This is a genomic window from Methanococcoides sp. LMO-2, from assembly GCF_038432375.1.
GTDB classification, from domain to species: domain Archaea; phylum Halobacteriota; class Methanosarcinia; order Methanosarcinales; family Methanosarcinaceae; genus Methanococcoides; species Methanococcoides cohabitans.
On sequence record NZ_JBCAUS010000006.1, the window covers coordinates 94,896 to 108,056 of the forward strand.

Here is a 13,161-nt window from a genome sequence, read left to right on the forward strand (position 1 = left end):
ACACAACCTCTACGAAATATAACAATGATTAAGATAACAATATAACAATAGAACGATACTTACACGGAATCCACTTCACAGACGATACCGGAAGCCGAATCAAGCATTACATCACCTGATATCATGATGTCACCTGATGTAACATCCATAACAGGCCTGCTTTTCTTCCTGGCGCTTTCCACAACGAAAGCTGCTTCACAGTACGGGCCTTCCTTGCCCTTGTATTCATCAACGATCCGGCGGATCTCATCAATATCCACCAGGCCGATACGTTCAATGAGGGTTACCTGCTTCTGGAAACGTTCAATAACATCCCTGCTGACATTCTCGATGAAAGGGATAGCACCATCAGAACCGATGATCCGCCCGTCCTCATCTATGCCGTTCTTATGAAGTGCAACAAGTGTTTTTCCTGCAAGGTGACCTCTGGATTCACTGCCACAGACAAGAAGATACCTGATATTCGAGTTCGATACCGTGTTTATGATGATCTTCTCTGCACCAAGGTTCTCGGTCTTGCAGGTGCCCCACATGGCAGCTTCATCATAAGGTTCAAGCGAGCTTGCAAGAGTTATTACTGCAATACAGGAGTCTGAATTCCCGGCGGTACAGTCCCCTTTCACAACAGGCCATCCACATGCAACAGTTTCTATGTCAACACCCCATAATTCACACAATCAAGATCTGTTTCTCTCATTTTTCATGTCCACAAGGGCACTTGCAAGCATTATGGCCTTTGTGTAGTGGCCACCAACGCGTGATGTGTCCACGAAGACATGGTCGTCCATCAATACCGGTGCACCGATACCGTCCCCTCCTCCGAGGAAAACAAGGGTCCTGAATATCAGGTTACCGGTTATGCCATCAGGAGCAAAGATGAAATTCGCCTCCTTTATGGCATCCTCGATCAGTATTGTATAATGCTTTGCACATATACCATTTTCCCGCAACCTGCTTGCCAGGAAGTCAGCATCTGCAAGTGTGCGGTCAATGTTCTCGTGCCTTCCAAGATCCCCCATCCTGCCTCCGGAGAGGACACCGACCACCGGCTCAACGCCAAACCTTCGCATGTGTTCCACACCAAGTTTGACAAGTGTGATCTTGTCTGAAAGATTATTTCCCTCATCGATCCCCACAGGTGCGAGGAAGAACGGAACGCCTTCGGCTGTCAGGAGAAAGGCCATACGATGCAGGCGATCGATCTTCAGGACATCCCTGAGATGGGAAAGAGTTCCCGAGGCCTTTGCAGTTCCCCTTACAGCCGCATCCACCGAACCCGATGCCAGCAGGTCACCAAGGACCAGCTCCGGCTCATGTGTGTTGATTATCTCAAGGGAAGTGCCAACGGCATCGATCTCCTGCTTATCCCCTACAAGAATAACGTGTGCATAACCCTCGTTGTGGGCTTTCTCTATGCTGGAGATCATCTTGGGTGTGGGATCACGTACACCAATAGCCACTTTTGCAGTGTTTGAAAGAGCCCTTTTCCGGACAACATCCATAAGACCAGTCGTGCTATCGTTCTACATACCGGATCACCTGCCAGAAATGATATTAATCAGAATCAACAAAGAAATGCAAACATTAATTACTTTTCCCTTTTATTGAAGGTATGATCACAGATGGCAGAATCTATCGAATGGGTTGAAAAATACAGGCCACAGTCCCTTTCAGATCTTGTGGGCAACAAGAAATCGGTCGTGGATATGAGAGAGTGGGCAGAATCATGGCTCACCGGCACACCGGAAAAGCGTGCAGCCATACTCTACGGACCTGCAGGTGTCGGAAAGACGTCCGCAGCACATGCACTCGCCAGGGACTTCGGCTGGGAGACCATCGAGCTGAACGCAAGTGACCAGCGAACAGCAGGTGCTATCGAAAGGGTAGCAGGTTCTGCATCGAAGATGAGCTCACTTACCGGCACATCCTCAAAGCGACTGATCATCCTGGATGAGGCCGACAACATGCACGGAAATGCCGACAGAGGTGGCTCCCGTGCCGTGGGAAACATAATCAAGACAACTGACCAGCCCATCGTGCTGATCGCTAATGACCTCTACGGACTCACACCCACCATACGCTCGAATTGCATTGAGCTGAAGTTCAACTCGGTGCAGGGAAGGTCCATGATCCCGGCGCTCAAGAAGATATGCGTTGAGGAGAAGATCATGTGTGGCGTAGGCGTCCTTGAGAAACTGGCCGAGAACGCCGGTGGAGACATGCGAAGTGCTGTCAAGGACCTTCAGGCAGTTTCACTGGGAAGGGACGAGATCTACATTGAGGATATCGCCACCTCCGAGAGGGACACGAAGGAAAACATCTTCAAGGTGATGGGAAAGATCTTCAAGAGCACCGACCCGAAAAGTGCATTGCAGGCCACATACGGCCTGGACGAGACTCCTGAGAACCTGATCCACTGGATCGACGAGAACCTGCCATTGCAATATGGCACGCAGGAAGGTACCGAAGAGGATGTGATTACAGGCTACAGGCGTCTTTCAAAAGCAGACAGGTACCTTGGTCGTGTGAGAAAGCGACAGAGCTACCGCCTCTGGAGATATGCGAGTGTCCTCATGACATGCGGAACAGTTGTATCGAAGTCACATGTCAGCCGTGGGTTCACAAAATACCAGCCACCATCGTTCTGGAGAAAGATGGGACAACTAAGGTCAAAGCGCGATATGAGGGATAATATTGCATCCCGGATCGGCGACCACTGCAACGAGTCCATGCGTTATTCACGCACAGACCTGGCACACCTCTACGGCAGGATGCTGAAGGATGATGCCTATGCAGTAGACGTTACTGTGGACCTGGACCTGACCGTGGATGAGATCGTCTATCTTACCGGTGGGAAGAAGGTCACAAAAGGCATACAGAAGATCTATGACCTGGCACAGGAAAAACGCAGTACCTATGGCACTGACGATGCACCGGTATTCTTTGAGAAGAAGGCAGCCAGAAAGGTACAGGACAAAAAGCAAATGGACCTGAACCAGATCATGCAAAATGCTGCATCAAGCGGGAATTCAGATTCTGCAGGAAGTTCACAGAACGCAGATCCGACTCCAAAAGCTGAACCGAAGCCGGAGCCAAAACCGGCTGCTAAAGCAAAGCCTCAGAAGACATTGTTCGATTTCTGACCTATTGGTTTTACAGCAAAAATATCAAGATCAAAGGGACAATGGATCGATCCATGTCCTGTAATATCCTTTTTCGCAAGCAACCTCAACGTCCATATCGAAGAGTTCAGAGAGGTTGCCTGCCGTAAGTATGTCCTCCTTAGGACCATCGAGGAAAACCTGCCCGTCCTTTAACAGCACAACACGACCGATCTCAGGAATCACATCATCAAGATCATGCGTCACAAGTATGATGCTCTTTCCTGCAGAAGCTATTCTTCTTAATGTCTCCCTGAACACGTGACGTGATCTCATGTCAAGACTGTTCGAGGGCTCATCGAGCACAAGGGTCTGCGGATCATGCACCAGTGCCCTTGCAATAAGGACACGTCTGGCTTCACCAGTGGACATTTCTGACATCTTCTTTTCAGAAAGATGGGATATGCCAAGAAGTTCAAGAAGTCCAATGGCCTTTTCCTTCATTTCAGGCGAGATCTTATGGTTAGGATACAGACCAATGCTGCTGAAAAATCCTGAGATCACTGCATCCAGCCCGGAAACATTCCTTTCATAGTCTTCCTGCAGGTCATAGGACACGATCCCCAGGAAATGCCTCATTTCAAAAAGGTCCCACACATCCTGCCCCATAATCCTGAAGACAAGATCCTCACAATCAGCAAGAGGATAGTATTCCCTTGTGACCGTTTTGATCAGGGAGGATTTGCCGGAACCATTGGGACCTATGATGGCAACGTTCTCTCCGACATCAATGTTCAAAGAGATAGAATCAAGAACATTCCTGTCTTTCTTTCTGACAGTTACGTTTTGGTACTCAATAAGTGGTTTTGTATCGCTGGACATTCGGATCATCTGAATAGTTGTACTGAACAATTGCAATGTAAATTAAATTTACTGGTACCAGCCATTCGCATCACTCAGGTATGATGCTGTACTTGCCATTACCCCTGTCCCTGGTCTTTATGCCTTCAAGTTTTAGAAGCTCCACCATCACGTCAAGCCCGCCGGCATAACCTGCAAGTTTCCCCGAAGAGCTCACAACGCGGTGGCATGGGACGATCACCTGTATCGGATTTAGTGAATTTGCATGGCCTACTGCCCTTGAAGCTTTAGGATTGCTGATCATTTCAGCCACATATCCATAGGAAACTGTCGTACCGTAAGGGATCATTGTCAGAGCATCCCACACCTTTCTCTGAAAATCGGTGCCAACAGGTGCGAGCTTGACATCAAAATCTTTCAGATCACCTTCGAGATAATGACCAATTTGTTCTTCGACATCTTTGAAGAAAGCCTCATTCTGCTCCCAGTCAGAGGGAATCGGATATTTTCTTTCTCCATCCTGAATGTTAAGCACTTTCAACCCCTCATTATCCCCGACCAGCAGAATGGTTCCAAGTTTCGTTCTCATGAGATCATAATACATTCAGTACACCACCATTTTTGATCAGATACTGTTTTCCACAATGAATCTCCCCCTGAAGAACAGGGTTGCAGCTGCAACGAGTATTCCGAAGATACCTGAGAAGAGGAACACCATATGCAGGTCGAAGAAAAGCAATATGACACCCAGGACCACTGGTGACGCACTTTGTCCAACATATTTCATGGTATTGTGGATCGAAAGGACACCACCACGTGATGCCGGAGGAGATATCTGTATGATCTGGGAGTCGATTGCTGTCTGGCAAAGTCCGAAGCCACCACCGAACAACAGCAATAACAGGAAGAGGACAGGAAGTGAAGCTGTCCATGAGATAAGGGAGATAGATATTCCCACAAGAGTGAAGCCCAGACCGATGAGGACGATCAGGGGAAGTTTCTCTGCAAGCTTTTTGATGTTTGATGCCACCATGATAATGGCAAGTCCCTGGATGGAAAGGACCAGACCGGCCTCTTTGGCAGCAAATCCGAACACATCCTTGAGCATGAACGGCAGGAAGACGACTATGGAGAACAGCAGGAAGAAGATGGCAAAGCTCAGGAAAACGGTGTAAAGTATCCTGAAGTCCCTTAGTTCACGAAATGCATTCCCAAGTCCGCTTCCATGTGATGATTCGCATTCCTTTGTTTCAGGAAGCAGCAGAAGTACAAGCAGGGCGAATGGCAGTGAGAGTACATAGAAAAGGAACGGATAGTTCCAGCCGATAGTTGCCAGCCCGCCTCCAATGAGAGGTGCAGTGACCGAACCAATGGCTATTGCCATGCTGATCCTGCCCATGGAATGGACACGATCTATCCCTGAGTAGACATCCCCTATCACCAGCATCACCAGTGACATCATACCGGCGATACCGATACCCTGCACAAACCTCAGTATGAGCAGGCTATGCAGGTCGGTGGCAAAGAAGCTGAAAAGGCCCATCAGCCCGTTTATAACAAGACAGGGGACAAGCACGGATTTCCTTTTCACACGGTCGACGAAGTGCCCGATTACAAGAGAAAATATGGCTGTGGATATGGTGTAGACCGCCATGAGCTGTGCCACTTCATTCGGGCTGCTGCTTAGCGGATCCACCATCTGCGGAAGTACAGGGGCAAGGATGGCACCGCCTGCCATTGCAAAGAATACGGTTATTGCAAGGAAGAGCAGATGGTAGGGTTCGAATTTCATATATCCACCATTAGCATCACCTTTCTTCAAAAAAGTTCTGCAACATCTTATAGCTCCCCAGTTTATCCAAAAAATGATATAAAGCAATCAATAGAACCTACCCGCGATTTTAAATAAAGTTTACTTTAATTAAAACAAGTGATAATGATTATATACTATTAGTACAAATCATTTTGATAACCAATCCATAAATTTAGGGGGTAATAATTTGGCTATTGTAAAGAACAAGACAAAGTACAACATGCGCTTCGCAGCATACAGAGCAGACGGCAAATACATACACCAGAACAACAGCACAATTCCACCTAGCAACAGTCGCTATATCAGGGATGATTACATCGGTGAGATCGGGTGGTTCGTGATCGCAGCCTTCCTTCCCGAAAGTAAGATCCCGGGCTACTTCAACATGAGATCACCGGAAAACACACAGGGTCCCGCGCCTCTGGTCTATGCGAAGATGGGAAAGGAGGATAAGTTCGTCCTTACTGAGGACGAAGCAAAGAAGGAATTCGCGATCTATGAAGATAGAAGTGAACCTGAGGGTGTAATTCACGGCTGGTAATGGCCGTTAACATTACCTTCTATTTTTTGGCATCCACGTTACTGGGAAGGCACTTCCTTATTATAGGACAAAGCCGAAGAAGTGAAAATCAAAACCCGTATATATCAGTTCCGCATAGCAGCCACCCTGCTCAAGTAGAGTGGATTAACATCATCAAAATGAGATGAAGCCTATGCAAAATGCGATTAATAAGGAACAATTGAAGAAAGATGGATTTCTACCGCAGAGACAGAATAACTTGTGTTCAATGCGTATTGGCATCACCGGCGGCTATGTGGAAGCCGCACAGTTAAGGGCCCTTGCAGATGCTGCTGAGAAGTACGGAGAGGGACATGTACATATCACCTCCAGACAGGGGATCGAAGTTCCTTTTGTTGATCTTGAGAATGTGGAAGCTGTGAAAACAGATATGAAAAAGGCAGATGTTCGCCCGGGTGTTGCCGGAAGAAGGGTAAGGGCTGTCGTCGCATGCCAGGGCAACCGGGTGTGTAATCACGGACTGATAGACTGCCAGGGAATTGCTGAAAAGATCGACAGAGAACATTTCGGAGCAGATGTCCCATACAAGTTCAAGATCGCGATCACAGGATGTCCTGCAGCGTGCCTGAAACCACAGGAGAACGACATTGGGATCATGGGAGCCGTTCATCCTGAATGGAAAAAGGATGCATGCACAGGATGTGGATTGTGTGTAAAGCGCTGCAAAGCAGATGCCATTACTCTTGAAGAGGGAAAGATCCATATTGACATGAACAACTGCATACTCTGTGGAGAATGTATCCTCGCCTGCCCAAAAGATACAATTGTGCCTTTTAGGACAGGATATACCATCTTTGCAGGCGGGAAAGTGGGCAGGTTCCCACGCGATGGAACCAGGGTAGCGGAAGTTGCCACTGAGGAAGAAGTTTATGACATCGTTAACAGGACGATAGAATATTATCGCGAGAATGGTGGAAAGGATGAGAGACTTGGGAATCTTATGGATAGGGAAGGTATCGACAACTTCAGAGATACAATTCTGAAATAAATTCCTTTCTTTTTCTTTATTTTTGTCCTTATTTCTAAAAACGGATGTTTTAAAACAAAGCAATAGCTCTGCATCAGTAAGATCAATGAAAAGAAGAATGGAGCCTCGAGCGGAATGTTTACCTCGTGGTAAAAGCACCTTGCCATTGCCTTGAAAGGAACGTTTGATTTTCAATTAATCGTTAGTACTGGCACTAATAAACGATTTTTGTCCAGCAAACCAAATCTATAGATTGCCTTACCTCATCTTTAGCAATTGAGTCACTGTTTAAGATCTTAATGGAAGAAGATGAGGTTCTCTAAAGTTAATTGCAATACATGAAGCAGAATACCAGAAGTGAGAAAACATTTTCTCTCAATGCTCATGCGAGGAGGGCGGGCACTTAGGGAATTGGTAGTTAACTTCATTAAAAAGAATAAGGACTATTTTGCAAAAGAGAGTATGGTAAACGGGATCGAATATTTCACTCCCTAAGAAAAGGCAAAGCTAAATGACTTGCTTTCAGGTAATAAGCCGGATTCATAATGATGGAACATCTATTGAAGATTGTAAGATAAATAACAGACGTCTGGGTTTAGTGATGGGTTAAGGGTTTAATATATATTAATCTCTGTGACTTGGCGTTTAAAGATAATGCTGTTCCCACATATTGCAACAAGTTCCCAATTTGAAGAACCATGTCTATTTAGTTGTCTTTCAAAATCCGTCTCATCGATTACGTCGACAAGATATTCCCAGTGACTTTTTTCTTCATAAGGCATATAAACACTCCCTAAATTAATATTGCAGTAGCATTACTTTAATCTAATCCTGCATGATTGTCAACTTTCCGTTTTATCCCCTCATAACTCATCTGCACACATGCGGTTTATCAATAAAGAGGACTCGTGGTTTGAAAAATCTTTCCTATGAAGGTAACGCTTAAAAGGTAACAAGCACTATTCTTAACTATGGATGTGGGTGGGAATGAATCCATTTTATCAGATCAGTCTGGTTTATTAAATGAGTCAATTGTACCCAGTTTCATAAATACAACTACGATCGATCCAAACTGGTTTTACGCTGCTTCCGCACAAAGTGCCGCTGCAATTGTTGGGCTAATGGGGGCGTTTATCATAACTAAAATGGTAGACAACAAAATGCATGTAAGGCAGTTAAAATCAGAGATCTCCGATTACAACGAAAAAATGAATTATGTTCAATCGGAACTAGATAAGAAACAGAAGTATGTGGATGAGATTGCTTACGAAGAAGATTGTGAGTTAGTCGAAAAGTATCTTGAAGGCATGGTTGCTTACATCGATCCTTACAACTCCTTTAATGTGGATGAGCTTTATAATAAGGCACGGTTCGATGAAGGGTATTCACACATTAACAGATCAGTTTTAGAAGATAAATATAATCAGGACTATTTGATAAAAGTTGCCAACTATCATGAAAAGTTAGTTGATGAATTTTTGGGAAAAAAGAAAAAGGATATTGATTTAGCAAACCCGCCTTCGACAGATGAACTTTATGATGAGGCTAGCAGAGATATTCCAAACATCAAAAAGTCTGTTCTTGAAAAGAGGTATAACCTGAAATATCTCACGGAAGCGAAAGCACCACATCAAGAAATAATAGAATCTACTATGCCTGAAACTTCCAATCCCTGGCTTACAGGTGGTCAATCAACAATTCCTTCTGAAGATCTCTACCCGCCTCCATCAGAAGACAATTATTTTTCAATAGTTTCTACTTTAAAATGGGATAAATATCACAAATATGTAGAAGAGATTCCCGAAAAAGAAGCAGAATGCAATTATTATCTCGGTCTCATAGAATCCAAGGAAAGATTACTCCAAGCAAGTGATGAAGTAGCTAATTTGAAGGTAAATCTAATCAGTTTGTTCATTTTCTCAATATTGGGAGTATTTGTACCCCTTGGAATGATGCTTTTTGATTTTGAATACATGCTTAAATTGAGAACAATTGTTTATGTTGGAATTTTTAGCGGTTGGCTTTTAGTTCTAGTTGTTTTGTGGAATGAAATACGGAAACGTGTGTAATTGAAACTATCAATATGGAAATAAATAGGAAACTCTCAACTTTCCTTTTTATAATGCGCCCATATAGATTTTTTAAAAAACAAATCCATCCATCTGAATCTGGTAAAATTATTCAAAAAAAGGAAAATAAGCCTCGAGCGTGATTTGAACACGCGACCTAGTGATTACAAATCACTCGCTCTGCCAGGCTGAGCCATCGAGGCGCTATTGAAACGTACCCATACAATGCATAATAACAAATAAATGTTATGGTTGATTTTACCATTGTAGAGATATCATGTGGCAGGAAATGGCAAAATTCGGAAAAAAGCTGGTAGATCATGGGCTTGTTGAGTCCAATTTCGGGAATATCAGCGTGCGTATCGCAGACAGGATGATAATAACAAAGAGTGGCGTGGCACTTGATGAGATCACTGAGGACGGGGTCGTGGAAGTGCCCATAGAGGGAACGTCGGAACTTGACAGGATAGCATCCACTGAGACCGTGGTGCACCGCGCCATTTACAGGAACACTCCTGCACTTGCCATAATGCACGCCCATTGTCCGTATTCAGTTACCCAGACGCTCATCGGGGATCCTGACAGCATCATTCCCCTTGACAGCGAAGGGATCCACTTCCTGCATGAGATCCCCGTTTTCAGGGGAATGATGGGTACTGCCGGACTGGCAGAGGGAGCGGCAAATGCACTGTCCGACCATAAGGGAGCTATCGCATACAGCCACGGAACCTTCGCCATCGGCAAGACCCTTGCTGAGGCTTATATCATCACAACACAGATCGAGCATTCCTGCAGGATCAAATATCTGGTAGATCTCGCAAAGAAGTGAATACCCGGGACACCATAACACCTAATAAGAAAGAGCAAGATAAGGAGAAGTCCATGACCATAGATGCATTAAGACCTGCTGCCACAAGGATACTGGACCCGCTAGCCATATCGATCGCAAGAAGGGGCATATCACCAAACTCCCTTTCAATTGCATCCTTAGGGTTCGCAGTACTGGCAGGAATATGTTTCTACTTCTCGATTGAAAGACCTTTATTTGCACTTGCAGCGCTCCTTTTCGTAGGTCTCAATTCATCCCTTGATGCACTGGACGGAGCAGTTGCAAGATACATGCGCACCGATAGCAGAAAAGGCGACTTCCTTGACCATGTCATCGATCGCTATTCCGATGTGTTCATCATCTGCGGAATGTTCTTCGGAGGACATGTGCAGTGGCAGATAGGTACCATAACCATCGTCCTTGTACTACTGGTCAGCTATCTCGGGACACAGGCACAGGCACTGGGAATCGGAAGGTTCTACGGCGGCATCATGGGCAGGGCTGACAGGCTCGTGGTGATACTTCTTGCATCCATAGCATACGTAATCCACAGCGAGATGGTGCTGGGATACAGCATGATAGGCTGGGGCATAATCATCATAGCTATCGGAAGCCACATAACTACCATACAGAGAATGGGCAGCATATGGAAGCTCCTCTAACCGTTCTCTTCTTCTGATGGCGATTTTTTTCTGGAATAGTTTAAAGTAGAGCAAAGTCCATCTAAAAAACATGCAGAATTCTGACCTGGAATATGAATATCTTGAACACACGGCAGATGCCAAGTTCAGGGCCTACGGGAAAACAATGGAAGAGGCCTTTGAGAACGCAGCCGTTGCCATGTTCAACGTAATGATCAATACCTCAAAGGTCGACTGCATACATACAGAAGATATCGAGCTTACAGCACCTGATATCGACGACCTTCTGGTGGACTGGCTCTCAGAACTCCTGTTCATCTTTGAGGTGGACTTCATATCCTTCGGAAAGTTCGAGGTAAAAAGTATCACACAGGAGGATGGAGAATACAAATTATCAGCACGCGCAAGCGGTGAAGAGATAGACCTCGAAAAACACGAGATCGATACCGAGGTCAAAGCTGCGACATACAACGACCTTAAGGCAGAAGAAACACCGGAAGGGTTCATGGTACAGGTCACAGTGGATACATGATCATATAAATTACAATAATAGTCCAACATCACAGTGGGAGGGAAAGGCATGGAAGAAGAACAAGAAGGACAGGGCGGCATACAGGAATCGCTCAAAAGGATAGACGATAACATATGGGAGATACCCATCGGAACAAAGCCGGGAATGAACGTACCCGGAAGGATATTTCTCTCAGACAAACTGATCCACAACCTTGAGCCGGAGGCACTCGACCAGGTTGCAAACGTGGCAATGCTTCCTGGAATTCAGAAATATTCCATGGCCATGCCCGATGCACACCTTGGGTACGGCTTCCCAATAGGAGGCGTTGCCGCCTTCGACGAGGAAGAAGGAGTGATCAGCCCAGGTGGCGTGGGTTTTGATATCAACTGCGGAGTTCGCCTCCTGCGCTCCAACCTCACTGTTGATGATGTACGCCCTGTGATGAAAGAGCTCACAGAGAAGCTTTTCCAATCCGTGCCTGCAGGCGTGGGTTCAAAAAGCCGCCTGAGGGCCTCGGATAGTGAACTGGATGACATATTCCTGCACGGATCCCGCTGGGCAGTTGAGAACGGCTACGGAGTGGAAGCTGACCTCGAGCACTGCGAAGGCGGCGGATGCATTGAAGGAGGAGATGTCAGCCATATCAGCTCCAAGGCCCGCAAGAGAGGAAAACCACAGGCAGGCACACTGGGTAGTGGGAACCACTTCCTTGAGGTACAGTATATAGACCAGATATATGACCGGGAAGTTGCCGAAAAGTTCGGGCTGGAAGAAGGACAGGTCACCTTCATGATACACTGCGGTTCAAGAGGTACAGGACACCAGATCTGCACGGATCACCTTCGTACGATCTCGCAAGCTTCAAAGAAGTACAAGATCTCACTTCCTGACAAGCAGCTTGCATGCGCTCCGGCACAGTCCGACGAAGCACAGAACTACTTCAGGTCCATGATATGCGCTGCTAACTATGCATGGAACAACAGGCAGGTCATAACCCACTGGACCAGAGAGGTCATATCAGACATCTTCAGGTCAGACATGGATGAGCTCGGACTTGATCTTGTATATGACGTTGCACACAATGTTGCAAAGCTGGAAGAGCATACCGTGGACGGGAAGAAAAAGAATGTCTATGTCCACAGGAAAGGCGCTACAAGGGCATTCCCACCGGGACACAAGGACGTTCCGCAGGCATATCGTGACGTGGGCCAGCCGGTATTGATACCAGGAAGTATGGGGACCGCATCTTTCGTACTTCACGGAGCAGAAGCCTCAATGGACATCTCTTTCGGAAGTGCATGCCACGGAGCCGGCAGGGTCATGAGCCGTGCTCATGCAAAGAAAGAGTTCCACGGCGAGGATGTCAAGAGCGATCTTGAGAAAAGCGGCATCATGGTAAGGGCTGCACATCCATCGGTTATCGCAGAGGAAGCACCCGGGGTTTACAAGTCCAGCAGTGATGTGGTCAATGTTGTCCACGATCTTGGCATTGCGGGAAAGGTTGCCAGAATGATGCCTCTTGGTGTTGTAAAAGGCTGATCTTCGGCCTTTTCCTTTTGGAAAATATACCGGTTAGATGGAACTGAATATAGAAAGGAAAGAGCTGGAACTTCGATAAAAGCAGCTGATCGAAGCAACTGGATCCGGAAATAATAGCTTTGCTTAAAGGGTCCGGGAATAACAAAAGGCTACAAGAGAGTGAGGAAACGGCTTTGTTTGAGGGGATGAATGGTTTGCTTGATTACAGTCATTTACAACACAAAAGTTTGCAAGCAATCTGTCCGCT

13 protein-coding genes and 1 tRNA gene are annotated in these 13,161 nt (G+C 46.1%); 8 read left to right on the forward strand and 6 right to left on the reverse strand.

The window, feature by feature from the left end:
• Positions 1-59 precede the first annotated feature (59 nt).
• Together WOA13_RS08080 and mtxX are read right to left on the reverse strand one after the other, a co-directional pair.
• Positions 60-677 (reverse strand): tetrahydromethanopterin S-methyltransferase subunit A, encoded by a 618-nt coding sequence (locus WOA13_RS08080; RefSeq protein ID WP_342127406.1) that lies wholly within the window; start codon positions 675-677, stop codon positions 60-62.
• Positions 678-1,502 (reverse strand): methanogenesis marker protein Mmp4/MtxX, encoded by an 825-nt coding sequence (gene mtxX, locus WOA13_RS08085; protein WP_342127407.1) that lies wholly within the window; start codon positions 1,500-1,502, stop codon positions 678-680.
• 120 nt (positions 1,503-1,622) lie between these two features.
• Between mtxX and WOA13_RS08090 the strand changes: the two genes are divergently transcribed.
• Complete coding sequence (locus tag WOA13_RS08090) at positions 1,623-3,143, forward strand: replication factor C large subunit (protein ID WP_342127408.1); 1,521 nt, start codon at positions 1,623-1,625, stop codon at positions 3,141-3,143.
• A 30-nt stretch (positions 3,144-3,173) separates the two neighbouring features.
• Here WOA13_RS08090 and WOA13_RS08095 read toward each other — a convergent pair whose 3' ends face one another.
• The 3 genes from WOA13_RS08095 to WOA13_RS08105 form a co-directional block, all read right to left on the reverse strand.
• Positions 3,174-3,983 (reverse strand): ABC transporter ATP-binding protein, encoded by an 810-nt coding sequence (locus WOA13_RS08095; RefSeq protein WP_342127409.1) that lies wholly within the window; start codon positions 3,981-3,983, stop codon positions 3,174-3,176.
• 70 nt (positions 3,984-4,053) lie between these two features.
• Entirely contained in the window at positions 4,054-4,566 is a 513-nt protein-coding gene (locus WOA13_RS08100; protein WP_342127410.1) for a methylated-DNA--[protein]-cysteine S-methyltransferase, read from the reverse strand.
• Between the two features lie 21 nt (positions 4,567-4,587).
• On the reverse strand, positions 4,588-5,754 hold the full coding sequence (locus WOA13_RS08105) for an MFS transporter (RefSeq protein ID WP_342127411.1): 1,167 nt from the start codon (positions 5,752-5,754) through the stop codon (positions 4,588-4,590).
• A gap of 208 nt (positions 5,755-5,962) precedes the next feature.
• Here WOA13_RS08105 and WOA13_RS08110 point away from each other — a divergent pair, with 208 nt between their 5' ends.
• From WOA13_RS08110 to WOA13_RS08120, 3 genes are all read left to right on the forward strand, one after another.
• Complete coding sequence (locus tag WOA13_RS08110) at positions 5,963-6,316, forward strand: hypothetical protein (protein WP_342127412.1); 354 nt, start codon at positions 5,963-5,965, stop codon at positions 6,314-6,316.
• 172 nt (positions 6,317-6,488) lie between these two features.
• Positions 6,489-7,343, forward strand: a complete 855-nt coding sequence (locus tag WOA13_RS08115) for a 4Fe-4S binding protein (protein ID WP_342127413.1) — start codon at positions 6,489-6,491, stop codon at positions 7,341-7,343.
• A gap of 950 nt (positions 7,344-8,293) precedes the next feature.
• A complete protein-coding gene (locus WOA13_RS08120; RefSeq protein ID WP_342127414.1) occupies positions 8,294-9,391 on the forward strand; it encodes a hypothetical protein in 1,098 nt (365 codons plus the stop codon).
• Between the two features lie 129 nt (positions 9,392-9,520).
• Here the strand turns inward: WOA13_RS08120 and WOA13_RS08125 are convergent.
• Positions 9,521-9,594, reverse strand: a tRNA-Thr gene (locus tag WOA13_RS08125).
• A gap of 86 nt (positions 9,595-9,680) precedes the next feature.
• Here WOA13_RS08125 and WOA13_RS08130 point away from each other — a divergent pair.
• The 4 genes from WOA13_RS08130 (at position 9,681) to WOA13_RS08145 (ending at position 12,914) form a co-directional block, all read left to right on the forward strand.
• Positions 9,681-10,220 (forward strand): aldolase, encoded by a 540-nt coding sequence (locus tag WOA13_RS08130; RefSeq protein ID WP_342127415.1) that lies wholly within the window; start codon positions 9,681-9,683, stop codon positions 10,218-10,220.
• 53 nt (positions 10,221-10,273) lie between these two features.
• Positions 10,274-10,882 (forward strand): CDP-alcohol phosphatidyltransferase family protein, encoded by a 609-nt coding sequence (locus WOA13_RS08135; protein ID WP_342127416.1) that lies wholly within the window; start codon positions 10,274-10,276, stop codon positions 10,880-10,882.
• Positions 10,883-10,952: 70 nt separating this feature from the next.
• Positions 10,953-11,393, forward strand: coding sequence for an archease (locus tag WOA13_RS08140; RefSeq protein WP_342127417.1), 441 nt, complete (start codon positions 10,953-10,955; stop codon positions 11,391-11,393).
• A 48-nt stretch (positions 11,394-11,441) separates the two neighbouring features.
• Complete coding sequence (locus WOA13_RS08145) at positions 11,442-12,914, forward strand: RtcB family protein (protein ID WP_342127418.1); 1,473 nt, start codon at positions 11,442-11,444, stop codon at positions 12,912-12,914.
• Positions 12,915-13,161 lie beyond the last annotated feature (247 nt).

Bases quoted from the DNA above. Each gene is read 5' to 3' on its own strand.
- WOA13_RS08120 (WP_342127414.1), top strand. From the start codon at position 8,294: ATGGATGTGGGTGGGAATGAATCCATTTTATCAGATCAGTCTGGTTTA.
- WOA13_RS08090 (WP_342127408.1), top strand. From the start codon at position 1,623: ATGGCAGAATCTATCGAATGGGTTGAAAAATACAGGCCACAGTCCCTT.
- WOA13_RS08135 (WP_342127416.1), top strand. From the start codon at position 10,274: ATGACCATAGATGCATTAAGACCTGCTGCCACAAGGATACTGGACCCG.
- WOA13_RS08105 (WP_342127411.1), bottom strand. From the start codon at position 5,754: ATGAAATTCGAACCCTACCATCTGCTCTTCCTTGCAATAACCGTATTC.
- WOA13_RS08140 (WP_342127417.1), top strand. From the start codon at position 10,953: ATGCAGAATTCTGACCTGGAATATGAATATCTTGAACACACGGCAGAT.
- WOA13_RS08095 (WP_342127409.1), bottom strand. From the start codon at position 3,983: ATGTCCAGCGATACAAAACCACTTATTGAGTACCAAAACGTAACTGTC.
- WOA13_RS08115 (WP_342127413.1), top strand. From the start codon at position 6,489: ATGCAAAATGCGATTAATAAGGAACAATTGAAGAAAGATGGATTTCTA.
- WOA13_RS08100 (WP_342127410.1), bottom strand. From the start codon at position 4,566: ATGTATTATGATCTCATGAGAACGAAACTTGGAACCATTCTGCTGGTC.
- WOA13_RS08130 (WP_342127415.1), top strand. From the start codon at position 9,681: ATGGCAAAATTCGGAAAAAAGCTGGTAGATCATGGGCTTGTTGAGTCC.
- WOA13_RS08145 (WP_342127418.1), top strand. From the start codon at position 11,442: ATGGAAGAAGAACAAGAAGGACAGGGCGGCATACAGGAATCGCTCAAA.
- mtxX (WP_342127407.1), bottom strand. From the start codon at position 1,502: ATGGATGTTGTCCGGAAAAGGGCTCTTTCAAACACTGCAAAAGTGGCT.